Genomic DNA, 16,552 nt, shown 5'->3' on the forward strand with positions numbered 1-16,552 from the left:
CCCCCTGATCCGTCACCCCCACCGGAAAAAGGAAGGATCGCCCATGAACCCGCCGATCACTTTGCGGCCACCCGGCACCGGAGGCATCCGGCGCCGCGCTTGGTGGTCCCTGCTCGCGGTCACCGCCCTGCTGGCCTCCCTGCTGTACGGGGCCGCGTTCTCCACCGCACCGTCGGCTCACGCGGAGTCCAACGGCGCCGCGGTGTCACCCCAGTCGGGGTGGAGCAGTTGGAGCTTCATCCGCAAGAACCCGACCGAGGCGGCCATCGAGGCGCAGGCCGCCGCGATGGCCTCCACCGGCCTGGTCAGCCACGGTTTCTCCCTCATCAACATCGACGACTTCTACTACCTGAGCCCCGGGTCGCACGTCGACTCCTACGGGCGCTGGGTGGTGGACACCGCCAAGTTCCCGCACGGTATGAAGGCGGTCGCGGACTACGTGCACGGCAAGGGTGAGAAGTTCGGCATGTACCTGACGCCGGGCATCCCGGTGGCGGCGTACAACCAGAACACCCCGATCCAGGGCACGTCGTACCACGCCCGCGACATCGTCTCCGACACCACGGACTACGAGAAGAACTACAACTTCGCCAACGGCGCGATGTACTTCATCGACTACGCCAAGAACCCCGCCGCGGCGCAGGCGTTCGTCAACTCGTGGGCGAATCTGCTCGCCTCCTACGGCGTGGACTACCTCAAGATGGACGGCGTCGGCACGTCCGACAAGGCCGACGTGCAGCACTGGTCCCAGGCGCTCGCCCAGTCCGGGCGCACCATCCAGTTCGAGCTGTCCAACTCCCTGGACATCAACCAGGGCCCGTTCTGGAAGCAGTACGCCAACGGCTGGCGGGTCGGCGGCGACGTGGAGTGCTACTGCAGCACCCTGACCAACTGGAGCAACGTCTCCAAGCGGTTCAACACCCTGCCGGCGTGGGTGCAGTACGACAGCCCCGGCGGCTGGGGCGACCCGGACTCGGTCGAGGTCGGCAACGGCTCGCAGGACGGTCTGACCCCCGACGAGCGGCGCACCCAGCTCAGTCTGTGGGCCATCTCCGCGGCACCGCTGACCCTGGGGACCGACCTGACCCACATGGACTCCGGCGATCTGGCTCTGCTGACCGACGACGAGGTGCTCGGCGTCGACCGTGCCGGACACCCCGCGCACCCGGTCGCGCAGGGCGCAACGCAGCAGACCTGGTGGGCGTACAACGGCGACGGCACCTACACCGTCGGCCTGTTCAACCTCGCCGGCTCGGCCGCCAACGTCACCGCGAACTGGTCCGACCTCGGCTTCACCGGCGGCGCCGCGGTCCGCGACCTGTGGAGCCGCACCAACCTGGGCTCCTCGTCCGGGAAGTTCACCGCCTCCGTGCCCGCCCACGGCTCCCGGCTGCTGCGCGTCACCCCGGCCTCCGGGCACGGAACGATCGGGGCGCCCATGGTCAGCAAGCTCTCCGGGCGCTGCGCGGACTCCCCGCAGGGCACCACGTACAACGCCGTCCAGGTGCAGGTCTGGACCTGCAACGGCGGCCCCAACCAGAACGTCACCTACAACTCCTCGTCGAAGACGCTGGTGCTGGAAGGCAAGTGCTTCGACGCGCACAACAACCAGAAGACCGCCGGGACGCACGTCGAGATCTACGACTGCAACGGCGGCGCCAACCAGCAATGGACCAAGAACAGCAACGGCACCATCACCGGCGTCCAGTCCGGCCTGTGCCTCGACGTCACCGGCGCCACCAACCCCAACGGGTCGGGCCTGGAGCTGTGGACGTGCAACGGCGGCCAGAACCAGCAGTGGACGCTCGGGTGAGGCGGCGGTAGCCGTCGTCCCTGATGAAACGAGCAGATCGTGAAAGGCAAGGAGACGAAGATGAGATCCCGATGGATGACGCTGGCGGTAGCCGCCGTCAGCGCCGGGGTGGTGGCGTCGCTGACGCTGGTGCCCACGGCCCAGGCGGAGGACAACGGGCTGGCCAAGACCCCGCTGATGGGCTGGAGCGGCTGGGGGTTCCTGCAGCGGGACCCCTCCGCGGCGAAGTTCAAGGCGCAGGTCGACGCCCTGGTGTCGAGCGGCCTGAAGGCCGACGGCTACGTGTACGCCAACATGGACGACTTCTGGTACAAGTGCCCGGGAAGCCAGGGCCCTGACGTCGATGCGAACGGCCGCTGGGTGACCGACACCACGCACTTCCCCGGCAGCGGCGGCAAGGACGGCATGCAGGTCCTGGCGGACTATGTGCACAGCAAGGGGCTGAAGTTCGGCCTCTACGTGACCCCCGGCATCTCCGCCCAGGCCGTGGCGAAGAAGACAAAGATCCTGGGCAGCTCGCACACCGCCGACCAGATCGTCAGCGGCAGCTCGGCCAGCAACTTCAACTGCAAGGGCATGAAGAACATCGACTTCAGCAAGCCCGGTGCGCAGCAGTTCATCAACTCCTGGGCGGACGAGTTCGCCTCGTGGGGCGTGGACTACCTGAAGCTGGACGGCGTCGGTTCGTCCAAGACCGCGGACGTCAAGGCCTGGTCGTCCGCGCTCAAGCAGACCGGCCGGCCGATCGCGCTGAACCTGTCCGCCAGCCTGTCCGCCAGCAGCACCTGGTCCTCGCTGGCCAACTCCTGGCGCATCGACGGCGACATCGGCGCCAGCCCCCGGGGTTCCAGCTTCCCGCTGACCAGTTGGACCAACGTCTCCAAGCGGTTCAACGACGCGGCCAAGTACCAGCCCTACGCCGGCAGCGGCGGCTGGAACGACCTCGACTCCCTGGGCGTCGGCAACGGCGGCAACGACGGGCTCACCTCGCCGGAGCGGCAGACCAATGTGGCGCTGTGGGCGCTGGCCAGCTCGCAGTACATGCTCGGCGCGGACCTCACCCACCTGGACTCCGCCGACAAGGCCCTGCTGACCAACAAGAAGGTGATCGCGATCGACCAGGACGGCATCGCCGCCAAGCGGATCAGCGACAGCGGCAACGAGCAGGTCTTCGCCAAGAAGGAGAAGAACGGCACCTGGCAGATCGGGATCTTCAACACCGACACCTCCTCCAGCCACACCTTCAGCCTGCCGCTGTCCAAGCTCGGGATCTCCGGTTCGGCGAAGCTCACCGACGTCCTGAGCGGCAAGGACCTCGGCACCCACAGCACGTACACCACCGGCGTCGCGGCCGGCGGAGTCGCCTTCACCACCGTGACTCCCTGACCCCGGAACGCTCCCGGCGTCCCCGACCGGCGTGGCCGGTCCGGGGACGCCAGGAGCCAGAACTGATCAGGAGGAGCCTGGACGGCAAGAACTACTTCACCGTCAAGGCCAATCAGGTGGACGCCACCACCTGGAAGAACGCCGTGGACCACCCGTTCTTCATCATCTACGACCTGGCGATCGGCGGCAGCTTCCCCGACGCCTTCGGCGGCGGACCCAGCCCGCCGGTCGGGTCGGGCGGCCGCGCACCCGCGGCGCCGCACCCCCTTGTGTCGCGCCGGCCCGCCACCACACTCGACAGAACGGCATCGTCATCATGAAAAGAAAGACAGCACTGGCAGCGACCTGTACCGCCCTCCTGCTCGGCGTGACCGGCGCCGTGATGCTGGCGCCCTCGGCCGTGGCCACCGCCAGCCTGCCCTCCGCGACCACGGTCTACCAGGACTGGAACAAGGCCTTCCTGGTGCAGGCCAACGGTGAGACCTTCTATAACAGCGAGCTGAAGAGCAAAGGCATCAAGCGCTCCACCATGTGGATCGCCGCCCTGGACATCCAGGTCGCCCAGGACCGCTACGACCTCACGCACTCGGCAGCCGACCGGCAGGTGGCCGTGGACCTGGTCACCACCTACATCAAGCACGAGGGCACCGACTGGGCCTCCTGGGACGGCTGGAACGACGACCTCGCGTGGGACATCACAACGGTTCTGCGCGGCTACCAGCAGAGCGGGAACACCGCTTGGCTGACCGTCGCCGAGGACCAGTTCGCCAAGACCTACAACCGGGGATGGTCCTCGGCCGGCGGCGGCGGGATCTGGGAGCACGACACCAGCGGGAGCAAGTGCGCGCTCAGCAACGACCCGATGATCAGCATCGCCTCGACGCTGTACCAGATCACCGGCGACCAGGCGTACCTGACCAAGGCGAAGGCGATCTACGCCTGGATGCGCAGCAAGGTCGTGAACACCTCGACCGGCGTGGTCAACGAGTGCGTGAGCATCCCGAAGGGGAAGAGCGGCCCGACCACCCTGCTGAAGTCGGACAACGCCTACAACGCGGGTTCCTGGATCGAGGCGGCCGACAACCTCTACCGGATCACCGGCGACACCCAGTACCGCGACGACGCGCAGCGCACCGCCGACCACTTCCTCAACCACGTCCCCATCGTGGCGAACAGCCAGGGCAACAGCACGTCCTACCAGTACTGGCTCTTCAAGGGCATCGGCGACTTCTGCACTGACGCCAACCTGTGCAGCCGCTACGACGCGTGGATGCGGTCCAACGCCGCGAAGGCGTGGAGCGAGCGCGACAGCGACAACGTCACCTGGAACAACTGGAACAAGAAGACTGACGAGCCGAACGCGGATGCCTTCGAGATGATCGGCATGGTCGCGGTCTTCCAGGCGCTGCCCGACACCGCCGCCTCCCCCTTCAAGGGGACGTACGAGATCAAGAACGTGCACAGCGGCCTGTCGCTGGGCGCGAAGGGTGACTCCACCGCCGCGTCGGCACCCATCGTGCAGAACAAGGACACCAAGGACGCCAGCGCCTCGTGGTCGTTCGTCCAGGAGAGCAACGGCTACTACGAGATCAAGAACGTTCGCAGCGGGCTGATCCTGGCGGTCAGCGGGACCCTCGGCAAGCCGGGCTCCCTGGTCGTGCAGTCGCCGGCGGCCGGCATCCGCTCGGGCGAGGACCAGTGGATGCCCGTCAAGAACTCCGACGGCACCTGGTCGTTCTCCAACCGCAACAGCAAGCTGGCCCTGGACAACTACACCGGGAGCACCGCGGCCGGCAACCAGTACGGCCAGTGGACGCCGACCGACGGCTCCGATCAGCGTTTCGACCTGATCTCCCGCTGAGCCGTCCGCCATCGCGGTCCCCCAAGCGCCGGCGGCGCTTTCGCCCAGAGCCGCCGACGCCTCGCCCGGCCCCGGCTGGTGCCGTTCGCTCCGGGCCCCCACCGCCACACCCCCACCTCCAGAACCGCGGACACGCGCGGCAGTCAGCCGTGGTCCCGTTTCCGGAGAAACGGAGACACCCATGAACATCACACGACGTACTCTCGGAGTCGGAGCGCTCTCAGCCCTCGCACTGCCCCTGGTCGACCAGGGCCTGGCCCGGGCCGCCGGATCCGGCGCCCACGACGCGGCGGCGCCGGCCGCGACCGGGCAGGCCGCGCCGGCGAAGGCGGCCGCTTCGGCCGTCGTGCCCTACCCGACGGCCCCGTACCTGACCAAGAGCACCGCCTACACGCTGAGCGTGAACTCGCAGGCGATCGACGTGCGCAAGCACTTCGACTACTCGATCGCGCAGTTCTCGTACTCTGGGACGGCGACCTTCACGATCACGGCGTCGGAGACCATCACCTCCTACAACATCAGCCCCCACAGTTACGGCGTCAAAGCCACCAAAAGCGGGAAGACCCTCACCTTCTCGCTCACCCAGACCCAGTCGCGGTATCTGGTGATCAAGGTCAACGGCTTGGAGAACCTCGTCATCGCGGCCGACCCCCTGGAGGCCGGCATCCCGGTGCCCAACGGCGGCAGCGTGAAGAACATCCTGGACTACTCGGGGATCGACAGAACGGGCAACACGCTCATGACGTCGAAGATCCAGAAGGCCATCGACGACGCGGCGGCCCGCAGCGGCGGCGGCACGGTCTACGTTCCCGCCGGCGTCTACAAGTTCACGCAGATCGAGCTGAAGAGCCACGTCACCGTCTACCTCGCCGCCGGTGCGGTGCTGCGCGGCTCGTCCAAGGTGGGCGACTACGACTTCAGCGGCAAACACTTCCACGCGGCGAACGTCCGCATCGTCGGCGCCGCCAACGCCTCGATCAAGGGCCGGGGGACCATCGACTCCAACGGCAGTGTGCTGACGTCCGGACCGAGCGGGTCCAACCGCGAGAACATCATCGCCTCGCTGAAGAACTCGCAGGGAACGAAGCCGGACACGCTGGTCTTCGAGGGCATCACGCTGCGGGACGGCACGACCTGGAACTTCAACCTCAAGGACTCGACCCACGTCACGATCACCAACGTGAAGATCTTCAACAACGTCCACTGGATCCACGGGGACGGCTTCGACCTGGTCAACGTCTCCCATGCCGTGGTGGACCAGTGCCTGGCCTGCACCGGCGACGACGCGTTCGACGCGAAGAGCTCCTCGACGGAGCCGATGACGGACCTGGTGTATCAGAACTCTGTCGCCTACACCCAGGCCGCCGGCACCAAGCTCGGCATGCAGGGCGCGGGCGCCATGAGCGACATCTGGTTCAAGAACATCGACGTGATCCAGGGATACCGCGGGGTCAGCGTCTCCCACGACGAGGGCGGCGGTGCCTGGAGCGGCATCCACTTCACCGACATCCGCACCGAGAAGATCTACAACAACGGCACGTCCGGCGAGTTCCGGACCGCGCCGATCCTCATCTGGACCGCGGAGTACTCGGGGTCGACCAGCGGGCCGATCACCGGCGTGGAACTGGTCCGGGTCAGCTTCGAGAACATCAACGGCTTCCACTCGATCATCCAAGGAGAGAACAGCAAGAGCAAGGTCTCCAACGTCAGCTTCACGGATCTGACGATCAACGGACGGCCGGTCAAGAAGGCCTCCGACGGCCTGATCGACATCAACGCGAACACCTCCGACATCACGTTCGCCGTCTCCTAGGGCACCGCTCCGCGGGCCCGCCGGCCTGCCGGCCGGCGGGCCCGCGGTTCCCGGGCGGACCGATTCCGCCCCGTCCGATGGCTTGAGCCCGGAGTGACTTGGGCCGGGCTCTGCCATCCGGATGTTCATATCCATGTCCACCGTTCTCATATGCGATCAGGGAGAAACCCCCGCCATGCGTGTGCGTCCACTACCGCTGACGAAATCAAGAGCTTTCGTCGCCCTCACCGCTCTGAGTCTCGGCGCCGCCGGGCTCCTGAGCGCCGAACTCCCCGCCTCCGCCGCCCCCGCGGCGTCGGCCACGTGTCCCTGGGTCGGGTCGAACGCCCCGGTGGCCAGCCGTGTCAGCCAGCTGATGGCCAAGATGAGCCTGTCGCAGGAAATCTCCATGATGACCGGCACCAAGGGGTCGAGCTTCGTGGGGGAGACCCCGGCGATCGGCTCGCTGTGCATCCCCGCCATGAACCTGGAGGACGGGCCGGCCGGCGTCGCCGACGGCATGACCGGCGTCACCCAGCTGCCCGCCCCGGTGAGCGCGGCCGCCACCTGGGACACCGGCGCGGAATCCGCCTACGGCAAGGTGATCGGCTCCGAGGAGGCCGCCAAGGGCTCCACCGTCGATCTCGGGCCGACGATCAACATCGTGCGGGACCCGCGCTGGGGCCGGGCCTTCGAGTCGATCGGCGAGGACCCGTACCTCAACGGCGTTCTCGGCGCCGCGGAGATCCGCGGAGTGCAGTCGACCGGTGAGATGGCGCAGGTGAAGCACCTGGCCGCCTACAACCAGGAGACCCACCGCAACACCTCCAGCGACAACGTGATCGTCGACCAGCGCACGCTGGAGGAGATCTACCTGCCGGCGTTCGACACGTCGGTGGGCTCGGGCGCGGCTTCGTCGGTCATGTGCTCGTACAGCACGATCAACGGGACCTACGCCTGCCAGAACCCGAACATCATGAACGATGTCATCCACAAGCAGTTCGGCTCCAACGCGTTCATCACCTCGGACTGGGGCGCCCTGCACACGACGGCCGGCGGCGCGAACGCCGGGCTGGACCAGGACATGCCCGGTGATGACGGCTACTACGGTGGCGCGCTGCAGACAGCCGTCAACAACGGCCAGGTCAGCAAGGCGACGATCGACGCCGCGGTCCGCCGCGTCCTGACCCAGATGTTCGGCTTCGGCATGTTCGACAACGTCTCCAGCGGCTCGCCGCGCGCGACGGTGACGTCCTCGGCGCACACCGCCACCGCCCGGCAGATCGCCGACCAGGGCACCGTGCTGCTGAAGAACGCCAACAACCAGCTGCCGCTGACCTCCTCGACGAAGTCCATCGCCGTGATCGGTGCGGACGCCTCCACCAGCGTTCGCAGCGCCGGTGGCGGTAGCGCGTCGGTCAAGGCCGGCAGTGTGGTCAGCCCGCTGGCCGGGATCACCTCGCGGGCCGGCAGCGGGGTGACGGTGACCTACAACGACGGCTCCTCCTCCAGCTCGGCCGCGACGGCCGCCGGCAAGGCGAACGTGGCAGTGGTCTTCGTCAGCAAGTCCGAGAGCGAGGGCGGCGACCTGTCGAACATCGACCTGGCCAGCTCGGACAACGCGCTGATCTCGGCGGTCGCCAAGGCCAACCCGCACACCGTGGTGGTGCTGAACACCGGCTCCGCGGTCACCATGCCGTGGCTGTCCTCGGTCTCCGGCGTCTTCGAGGCCTGGTACTCCGGCCAGGAGGACGGCAACGCGATCGCCGACCTGCTGTTCGGCGACGTCGACCCGTCGGGGCACCTGCCGGTGACCTTCCCGACGTCGCTCAGCCAGGTGCCGGCGAACACCGCCGCCCAGTGGCCGGGCGCCAACAACAAGGTGGAGTACTCCGAGGGCCTGCAGGTCGGCTACCGGCACTACGACGCGACCAACCAGACCCCTTTGTTCCCCTTCGGCTTCGGCCTGTCGTACACGTCCTTCAGCTTCAGCAACCTCACTGTCGGCTCGCTGACCAAGGGCGGCTCCGCCACCGTCACCGCGAAGGTGACCAACACCGGCAGCCGTGCCGGCTCCGAGGTCGCCCAGCTCTACGTCGTGGACCCGTCGTCCTCCGGTGAGCCGTCGAAGCAGCTCCAGGGCTTCGGCAAGGTCACCCTGGCCGCCGGCGCCAGCACCACGGTCAGCTTCCCCGTCACCGAGGAGAACCTCCGGCACTGGAACACCGGGTCCAACGCCTGGACCACGGATACCGGCGCCTACGGCATCCGCGTCGGCGACTCGGCGGCGAACATCCCGCTGAGCGGCACCCTGAACGTCACCTCGGCCCAGCTCGGCCAGCCGGTGACGGTCACCAACCCGGGCCCGCAGGCCACCATCGCGGGCGCGACGGTCTCCGTGCCGGTCACCGCGAAGGACTCGACCGGCGGCCAGACGCCGGCGTTCAGCGCCACCGGGCTCCCGGCCGGCCTGAGCATCTCCGCCTCGGGCACCATCACCGGCACGCCCACCAGCGCGGGCACCACGACCGTGGACGTGACGGCGAAGGACGGCAACGGCGCCACCGCGACGACCTCGTTCGTGTGGACCGTCTCGCCCTCCACCGCCGGGGTGCCCACCGTCCCGTACGTCGGTCAGGGCGGCAAGTGCCTCGACCTGGCGGCGGACGACAACACCAACGGCGCCAAGGTCGAGATCTACACCTGCAACAACACCAGCGGCCAGTCCTGGAGCCACCTCGCCGACGGCACCCTCCGGTCCGCCGGCAAGTGCATGGACGTCAAGGGCGCCGGAACAGCCAACGGCACCCTCGTCCAGATCTACGACTGCAACGGCACCGGTGCACAGGTCTGGAAGAGCGGCTCCAACGGCTCGTTGATAAACCCGGCCTCCGGCAAGTGCCTCGACGACCCGAAGTCCTCGACCACTGACGGCACCCAGCTGCAGATCTGGGACTGCAACGGCAATTCGAACCAGTCTTGGGTCCCGAGGGCTTGATCTCGAGCCCGACCGCTGAGTCCGTCATCGAGTCCTGAAACGCCAGACGCGGCCCGCCCGGGGGATTCCCGAAGCGGGCCGCGCCTGCGACTATCGACTGCTTGCGATGTTACTGGGGCATCTGGAACTCGTGGTTGAAGAAGCCCAGCTCCAACGGAATGTCATCGAGACGTACGACATGGCTCATTACCTCGATCCACCCGAGCCGCGCATGACCTGGGCTGCGTCCTCGATGTGTTTCTGGACCGCAGCGGCCGCAGCATCTGGCGCCAGCTTCGCCTCGTGCATCGCCAGGCAGGACAGCGCCGCACGCAGTCCTTGGAGGTGCCCGCGCCACTCGTGCCGTTCGGCGTCCGTCTCCGGCCGCAACGAATCGGGATCGGTGCCGACCAACACGGACATGACCAGCAAGATGCCGTAGCTTTCGCTGAAGCCCTCCTTCGACAGGAGCCGAAGGACAGTGCGCTTCGGTGTATCAGTCATCGGCGACTCCGCTCCTCAGGTCACCCGCATCGTCGCGGATGAAGATGGTCATGTCCTCGTCCTCGTCTCTCGGACGGACGAGGGTGAAGCCCGCGGCAGCCGCGAACGACTCCTGCTCACCGATCGTCAGCACACGTCGACGGATAACGTCCGTTGCAGGTTCTCGGTCCTCGAAGTCCCAATGCCGAGTCAAAATCAACACTTCGGCCGCCGGATCCCGGGTGTACGTAGTGGTGACGTTCGCGGACCGTCCCGAGACCCGAGTCCGCGAAGTCCGGGACCTGTCCAGCGGAGGAAACGCAGTGAGCGTTCGAATGACCAGCACGCCTCCTGGAACGCAGTGGCCAGCGAAGGTCGCGAACGCCGCCTCAATATCGTCCGGCGCGGTGAGGTACGCCAGGGCGTTGCCGATGCAGGTCACGACTTCGAAGGACCGTCCCAGCCGTATCGTGCGCATGTCGCCGACATACGTCTCCAACTGAGGGCGGCGCTCTCTCGAAATCTCGATCATCCCTGGCAGCAGGTCGACACCGGCCGACTTCGAGTACTTGCAAGCGAGCTGCTCCAATACCGCGCCGGTGCCACACCCGACGTCCAGCAGCGAATCAGCACCAGCCGGGCCGTGACGGTCGGCCAAGGCCACGATGGCAGCCGCGGTGTCGACGGCTTCGGCGTCAGCCATCTCGGCATACAACGCGGGCTCTCGATAGAGCAGCGACGCCTCTTCCAAGGCTTCTACCTTGCAGGAATCTGTCACAGTTCACCCCATACCAGACGCAGCCCATGCTCCAGACGCAAGACATCCGCCAGCCGAGAGTCGACCGCTGTCCCAGACTGTGCAGCACAAGTCGCTGCCTGAAGGACTGCTGGCTCGACCATGCCCAGCTCTGCCAGCAGCAGGCCGCGCTTGAGGTAGTCATCGAGAAGAGGGAGGCCGAATCTTCGCATCCCGATCTCCATGATCGGGCGGAAGGTCTCCGGGGACGACCGGTAGGCGACCCGCTTCGGGATCCGCAGGGCGAGACGCTCTCGCAACACGCGCTTACCGATGACCAGTTCTTCAGGGAGCTGACGACAGAACCGGGTCAGTGCGGGATCAGCCAACGGCGCGATCTGCCAGATCCCTGCAGCCAGCAGGCCCGGAGCGTGCGAGGCGAGCGCCATCAGCGTCGGTGTGTAGAGGTGCGCTGGAGGTGCGAGGTCGGCCTCGATATCTGGGACCGCGGCGCGTGCTTTGGCACTGAGCCACTCAGGAAGGAACTCCTCGGTGGGTGTCGCCTGGGCTTCGGCGGGGCACGCCATCAGCTCGTCGCCGCCAAACCCCGTCGCCATGGCGCGCACGCCATATGACCTGGCAGCCGCAGCGAGCGCGTCGAAGCTCTCGCAATAGTACGAACTGGCAGGGTTGTGCAGCTCGTACCGGCGACCGGCGCCAAACGGCGGATGCAGCACGGCGTGGATCGGGGTGTCCGTCAGCTTCAGCGTCTCGGCAATCGCCTCGCGCCGAGCCGTCTGGGCGATCCCCTCTTGGCCCGGCATGACCAGTCCGAAGCTCCGGACACGATGCTCGAAGAGCCCGGCGAGTTCGGCAGCCACTAGTGCCGAGTCGGCGCCGCCGGATAGTTCGACGCCGTCGGTAGGTCGTTGTTCGAGGTGCCGGCCGAGCAGGTCGCCGATAACTGCTACCGGATCGACGTCGCGCCTCAGGGCACGGCGGTGCACCGGCCGCTCGACCGGATCCGGGTACCGGACTTGAATGCCCGCCGGACCGGCGCTGATTCGGGCACGCTCAGTCAGACACACGATGTCGGCGAACACCGTGTCCGCGCTGAAGCGGTGACGGCGGGTCAGCAGCCGAATCAGGCCTCTGTCGTTCAAGGCACCGTACGGCAGGCTGTCCATCAGGTCACTGATGCGCCAGCTCCCCGTGATCCGGTTGTTCCGGTGCCGGAGGTAAATGGGGGCTCGCCCGAGCGGCCCTGCCTCCACGGTTACCGTGCGGCCATCAGTATCCAGGCGGACGAAGTCAGGCTCCTCACACCGCTCAGCGACGGACAAACGCAGACGTGGGCCGTCGATGACCGCAACCGACTCCAGCGCCGGATGGACGAAGGGCCGGACCCAGCCGGCAGGCCCGATCCACTGGTCTCCGTCACGGCTCCAAGTTCGCGAGCCGTCCGCGACGACCGAGATGTCGAAGCTGAGCATCATGTTCCTTGCACGTTGGCGGTAGGGAAGCCGCGCCCGGGACGAGGATCGGACGAGATGGGTCCCGACACGGGCGCGGCGGTCAGTGGATCAGGCCTGGACGCTGCAGTGGTCGCCCTTGTCCTCGCCGTCGGCGTCGCCCGGCGCCTTCTCCGCGAGCGCCTGGGACTGGGTCGGGACGGCAGTGGCGAGCGGCCCGTCGAAGAGCTCGTCGATGATCGTGAGGTCCACGGTGTTCTCCTCTGTCTGCTGGCAACATTCCGGCGCGATCTGCGCCGGAATGAGCACACCGCGTTACTTCACGAGGAACAATGACCTAGACCGATCCCTAGGCGATCCCTTTTCCGACAAGGGTGGGCATCATGGCCGATGAGCTCCGAGACGACATGCGAACGGCCCGACGCGGCTCTGGACTGACGTTCGCCGTGTTCGCGCGGCAGGCGGGATACGCCGAGAGCTACCTACGCAACGTGGAGAACGGGACCAAACCCCTCACCAGCGACGTCGCCAAAGCCTACGATCGTGTGCTGGCGACCGGCGGCGAATTCAGCATTGCGGTCGACGGTCCGAGCCGACAAAAGGCACCATGGAACCGTCAGGAGACATTCACCATCCTGGTGGACATGGCAACAGGAGGCGGCGTGGACCGTCGGAGCTTCGTCACGACTACAGGTGCAGCACTGACCTCGCTGGTCGGTCATTGGTCAAGCATTCTCACCGGACAAGCCACACCGGCCGCGCTAAGCGACACTCCAGCAGATGCCGCCCCTAGGTTGTTCGGCCACATCGAGGAACGTCTCGAACACTTGAGACACCTCGATGACGAGTTCGACAGCGGTGAAATGGCGCGCATGGCACGCAACGAACTGGCTCTGCTGACGCGGCTTCTCAAGGCCGGTGGTTTGGACGAGACCACCGAGAACCGCGCCTATTCGCTCGCCGCAGAAGCCTCGCGACAGGTGGCATGGAACCTTTTCGACAGCAAGCAGCACGCCGCAGCCGAGCGGTACTACGAGACGGCCCTACGCGCCTCCGCTGAGGCCACGGATGTGCTGACCGGTGCCTACGCGATGTCCTTCATGGCCATCCAGCACTACACCGCCGGCGATCCGAACGACGCTGTGAAGCTCTTGGACAACGCCGAGCAGACCGCCGGCAGCAGGGCCACGCCGCGCATGCGCGCGATGCTTGCCGCACGCAAAGCCAGAGCTCTTTCGAAAACCGGCGACCGACGAGGATGTGCGCGAGCCCTCACGGCTGCCAGAGACCTGCTCGACCTCGGCCCTTCAGAAGACGATCCCGACTACCTGTACTGGGTCACGCAGGGCGAAATCGAGATGATCGCTGGTTCCTCAGCCCTGGAGCTGAACGATCCCGCCCGCGCAGTGCGCTGCTTCGACGCCGCGGTCAGGGCCGACTATCCCGGCGACGTGCAGTATCCCAAGAGCCATGCCATCTACCTCGCTCGCGCTGCCGAGGCACACCTGGCCTTGCACGACTTGGACGCTGCGGTGGTCCAAGCCCGCCACGCCGGCAGGTGCCTGGGCTCGGTGGACTCAGCACGGTCGTCCTCAACGCTGGCCGGGCTGCGCCGTCAGCTGAGCGAGCATCGTGGACATCCCGCCGTGCGGGCATTCCTACAGGAGGCCTAGCCCCAGCAGCGTCCGCAAGCGAGCCGAAAGCTCTCGTTCATCGAGCGCGAACACGATCGTCATCCCCAAATCAACCGCCGCCTGAAGGTTCTCTTCGGAGTCATCAACGAAGACGCACTCCTCAGCGGGCAGACCGAGCTTGTCCAGGACAAGCTGGAACACAGCGGGGTCCGGCTTGCGCAGCCCGTGATTCTGCGACAGCACCACCTCATCGAAGTTGCCCAGCAAGTCAAAACCCGCGTACGGGTCGTAGGGCGTACGGCCTAGCGAGTTGGACAGCACCGCCGTCTTGTACCCGGCCGCACGCGCTTGCCGGGCAACCTTGAGCACCTCATGAGCCGGGAACGCGTCGTAGAGGTAGCGGGACATCAGATCGTCAGGCGCGACGCCCATCAACGCGGCGAAGCCCGAGTTCCAGTCGGTCTGGCTGATCTCGCCGAGCTCCAGGCGCGTGAACAGGTCCCTCCCCCGGGGATCGGCCCAGGCGCGAAGGAACGTCCCGCGGGCGATCTTCTCCCGATCCTCGAAGCACTCGATGACCTCGACCATGTTCGACGTCAGGACACCGAAGAAGTCGAAGATGAGGCCGTTGAAGCGTCGCGCAACCATGCTCCACACCCTACGGGGACGACCATGCCACCGGCAGGGTCGCGAGCAAACGACAACAGCGAATTCCGCATCAAGAAGAAGGCTGCAACGCGCTTGTCGAGACAGGTTGTAGCCTGCATAATGTTAAGCAGCGGGCAACCAGTCCGCCCAGGATTACCCGTTGGAGGTCTGTGCTCGAAGTTGTAGTGGTGCCCGCGATCGTATCCATCACAGGATGGGGCGGTCGCATTTTTGCTGTCTTCGTGATCCTGCGCAAGGACTGGACTCCTGAACAGAAAGCCCAGGTCCTTCGAGCGCTCGGGACAGTCATCGGCACGCGGCGGGGTGATGCCGGCAAGTAGAGCTTGAGCGCCGCGAGGCGGAAGCTTGAACGGCGTCTCGCCTCGCGGCCCTGTATCGCAGCCCCACACATATGCCAAGACGCAACACTTGGACTGAAACCCATTTGAGTACTTGCCGAAGTACCGCTTTGCCTTTCCCAGATTCACCGATACCGCTGCCATGGAATGACAGCGACCACAGTCTTCCCGCGATCAGGTTCGACGAATACCAAGGGAGCGGACCCGCAGAGCGCTGTCACGATAGCGAGCCCGCGTCCAGACTCACTCGCCTCACCTACATCGCGCGGTCGAACTGCCTCGGGCGGCACCGGCGCCGGATCCCATACTTCGATAGCCAACCGATCGACGAAGAGCTTCAGAACGAGACGGCACGTGGAAGTACCCTCCGACGCCGTCGCATGTTTGAACGCGTTGGCAACCAGTTCGGACGCGACAAGGGCAGCATCATCAGCCAGTTCAGACGCCGACCATCGCAGCAGCATGTCGACGACGTGCCGCCGAGCCCAGCCGGCAGCACTCGCGGTGGCGGCGAAATGTTGTGCCCTCGCCGCGAGAAGACGCGGACGGCCGATAGCAGACTCCTGCGAAATCTGCGACGGTTCAGAACGCCGTTGCGGGCCGCCAGCCTGAGACAGCGGCTTCGGCTTCGGCCGCACCGATGCGCCCGTCACGGGGATAGGAGGTGGATCGGACAGTGGGGAGCAAGACATGGCACACACCCCCGCTACCGACCGGCACCAGAGTCGGATCCAACATGGCGATAGCGCTTGGGCGCCTCACAAACTCTGACGGCCGTCCCAGCCCTGACCTGACGCTCGAGTGCGTTGGCGATAGCCCCCGCTGAACGGCCCGAGAGCATGTGGCTGATCATCGTCGGGGTGTAGTCGATCTCCGGGTGACCCGCCAAGACCTGCTGGACGAGGTCCCCCAGCCCGCCCCGGGCCAATCGCAGCGGCGGTCCCGAAGTTTCGGGTTCATTCGCCGATGCCGACGGATTCTGGGGTTCGACAGTTACGTCTGCACACGGCTGATCGACGACAGCCTGGCCTTCGAAAACTTCTTCAGGTCCGCCCGCGCTATCGCCCTCGCCCGCGCCAGGAGCGCTGGAAACACCCGCAACAGCGCCAGCATCTCTGGCGGAAAGTAATGAGCCCAGCCAGGGCATAGAGGACCACAGATCCGGCTCCCGGAACCCACCGCTTTCTCGGATGCTGCGCGTCGCAGCACCCGCTTGTTCCAACGCCACTAGGGTTTTGCTGACGGTCGACTTACTCACTCCTGCCGACTCGCTGAGCGAGGCGACCGTCGCTTCGGCGACGTCGAACAGCGCGCTGGCGACGGAGCGTGCCGCGGCCGAGAGTTCGACCGGGAGGTTAGCGTTAGCCACGTTTTGCACCCTTCGTCAGTGG

Annotated in this window: 13 protein-coding genes and 1 pseudogene; 8 read left to right on the forward strand and 6 right to left on the reverse strand. The window is 66.4% G+C overall.

All coding sequences use genetic code 11. The annotated features are described in order from the left end of the window. Positions 1-43: 43 nt before the first annotated feature. From CACI_RS34060 to CACI_RS34085, 6 genes and pseudogenes are all read left to right on the forward strand, one after another. Positions 44-1,813 carry a glycoside hydrolase family 27 protein gene (locus CACI_RS34060; protein ID WP_015795440.1) on the forward strand — a complete coding sequence of 590 codons (1,770 nt, stop codon included), beginning with the start codon at positions 44-46 and terminating at the stop codon, positions 1,811-1,813. A gap of 60 nt (positions 1,814-1,873) precedes the next feature. Continuing rightward, positions 1,874-3,199 carry a glycoside hydrolase family 27 protein gene (locus CACI_RS34065; protein WP_015795441.1) on the forward strand — a complete coding sequence of 442 codons (1,326 nt, stop codon included), beginning with the start codon at positions 1,874-1,876 and terminating at the stop codon, positions 3,197-3,199. A 56-nt stretch (positions 3,200-3,255) separates the two neighbouring features. Then, positions 3,256-3,444: pseudogene (locus CACI_RS54470) on the forward strand (hypothetical protein); the annotation flags it as partial. Between the two features lie 71 nt (positions 3,445-3,515). Further along, positions 3,516-5,060 carry an RICIN domain-containing protein gene (locus tag CACI_RS34075; protein ID WP_015795442.1) on the forward strand — a complete coding sequence of 515 codons (1,545 nt, stop codon included), beginning with the start codon at positions 3,516-3,518 and terminating at the stop codon, positions 5,058-5,060. A 181-nt stretch (positions 5,061-5,241) separates the two neighbouring features. Continuing rightward, positions 5,242-6,873 carry a glycosyl hydrolase family 28 protein gene (locus CACI_RS34080; RefSeq protein ID WP_015795443.1) on the forward strand — a complete coding sequence of 544 codons (1,632 nt, stop codon included), beginning with the start codon at positions 5,242-5,244 and terminating at the stop codon, positions 6,871-6,873. Between the two features lie 175 nt (positions 6,874-7,048). Continuing rightward, positions 7,049-9,850, forward strand: coding sequence for a glycoside hydrolase family 3 C-terminal domain-containing protein (locus CACI_RS34085; RefSeq protein ID WP_015795444.1), 2,802 nt, complete (start codon positions 7,049-7,051; stop codon positions 9,848-9,850). A 186-nt stretch (positions 9,851-10,036) separates the two neighbouring features. On the opposite strand, the gene CACI_RS34090 is transcribed toward CACI_RS34085, so the two are convergent. The 4 genes from CACI_RS34090 to CACI_RS51660 form a co-directional block, all read right to left on the reverse strand. Then, positions 10,037-10,333 (reverse strand): hypothetical protein, encoded by a 297-nt coding sequence (locus CACI_RS34090; RefSeq protein WP_015795445.1) that lies wholly within the window; start codon positions 10,331-10,333, stop codon positions 10,037-10,039. Continuing rightward, positions 10,326-11,063, reverse strand: a complete 738-nt coding sequence (locus tag CACI_RS46430) for a class I SAM-dependent methyltransferase (protein ID WP_049871797.1) — start codon at positions 11,061-11,063, stop codon at positions 10,326-10,328. Before CACI_RS46430 ends, CACI_RS34090 begins: the two co-directional genes overlap by 8 nt. A 23-nt stretch (positions 11,064-11,086) precedes the next feature. After that, the gene (locus CACI_RS34100; protein ID WP_049871798.1) at positions 11,087-12,544 is read right to left on the reverse strand and encodes an asparagine synthase-related protein; all 1,458 of its coding nucleotides are present in this window, start codon (positions 12,542-12,544) and stop codon (positions 11,087-11,089) included. 87 nt (positions 12,545-12,631) lie between these two features. Continuing rightward, complete coding sequence (locus CACI_RS51660) at positions 12,632-12,772, reverse strand: hypothetical protein (RefSeq protein WP_015795448.1); 141 nt, start codon at positions 12,770-12,772, stop codon at positions 12,632-12,634. 131 nt (positions 12,773-12,903) lie between these two features. Between CACI_RS51660 and CACI_RS34110 the strand changes: the two genes are divergently transcribed. Further along, entirely contained in the window at positions 12,904-14,193 is a 1,290-nt protein-coding gene (locus CACI_RS34110; RefSeq protein WP_015795449.1) for a helix-turn-helix domain-containing protein, read from the forward strand. Here CACI_RS34110 and CACI_RS34115 read toward each other — a convergent pair. Further along, complete coding sequence (locus CACI_RS34115) at positions 14,179-14,802, reverse strand: HAD family hydrolase (RefSeq protein WP_015795450.1); 624 nt, start codon at positions 14,800-14,802, stop codon at positions 14,179-14,181. The genes CACI_RS34110 and CACI_RS34115 overlap by 15 nt on opposite strands. 188 nt (positions 14,803-14,990) lie before the next feature. Here CACI_RS34115 and CACI_RS51665 point away from each other — a divergent pair, with 188 nt between their 5' ends. Further along, the gene (locus CACI_RS51665; RefSeq protein WP_190276664.1) at positions 14,991-15,143 is read left to right on the forward strand and encodes a hypothetical protein; all 153 of its coding nucleotides are present in this window, start codon (positions 14,991-14,993) and stop codon (positions 15,141-15,143) included. Positions 15,144-15,286: 143 nt separating this feature from the next. Here the strand turns inward: CACI_RS51665 and CACI_RS54475 are convergent, their stop codons facing one another. Further along, positions 15,287-15,853 carry an ATP-binding protein gene (locus CACI_RS54475; protein ID WP_143765496.1) on the reverse strand — a complete coding sequence of 189 codons (567 nt, stop codon included), beginning with the start codon at positions 15,851-15,853 and terminating at the stop codon, positions 15,287-15,289. Between the last annotated feature and the right edge of the window lie 699 nt (positions 15,854-16,552).

This window comes from Catenulispora acidiphila DSM 44928 (assembly GCF_000024025.1).
GTDB classification, from domain to species: domain Bacteria; phylum Actinomycetota; class Actinomycetes; order Streptomycetales; family Catenulisporaceae; genus Catenulispora; species Catenulispora acidiphila.

What these genes read in the sequence shown, in the direction of transcription:
- CACI_RS34060 (WP_015795440.1), top strand. Translation starts at nt 44, where the DNA reads ATGAACCCGCCGATCACTTTGCGGCCACCCGGCACCGGAGGCATCCGG.
- CACI_RS34065 (WP_015795441.1), top strand. Translation starts at nt 1,874, where the DNA reads ATGAGATCCCGATGGATGACGCTGGCGGTAGCCGCCGTCAGCGCCGGG.
- CACI_RS34075 (WP_015795442.1), top strand. Translation starts at nt 3,516, where the DNA reads ATGAAAAGAAAGACAGCACTGGCAGCGACCTGTACCGCCCTCCTGCTC.
- CACI_RS34080 (WP_015795443.1), top strand. Translation starts at nt 5,242, where the DNA reads ATGAACATCACACGACGTACTCTCGGAGTCGGAGCGCTCTCAGCCCTC.
- CACI_RS34085 (WP_015795444.1), top strand. Translation starts at nt 7,049, where the DNA reads ATGCGTGTGCGTCCACTACCGCTGACGAAATCAAGAGCTTTCGTCGCC.
- CACI_RS34090 (WP_015795445.1), bottom strand. Translation starts at nt 10,333, where the DNA reads ATGACTGATACACCGAAGCGCACTGTCCTTCGGCTCCTGTCGAAGGAG.
- CACI_RS34100 (WP_049871798.1), bottom strand. Translation starts at nt 12,544, where the DNA reads ATGATGCTCAGCTTCGACATCTCGGTCGTCGCGGACGGCTCGCGAACT.
- CACI_RS34110 (WP_015795449.1), top strand. Translation starts at nt 12,904, where the DNA reads ATGGCCGATGAGCTCCGAGACGACATGCGAACGGCCCGACGCGGCTCT.
- CACI_RS34115 (WP_015795450.1), bottom strand. Translation starts at nt 14,802, where the DNA reads ATGGTTGCGCGACGCTTCAACGGCCTCATCTTCGACTTCTTCGGTGTC.
- CACI_RS54475 (WP_143765496.1), bottom strand. Translation starts at nt 15,853, where the DNA reads ATGTCTTGCTCCCCACTGTCCGATCCACCTCCTATCCCCGTGACGGGC.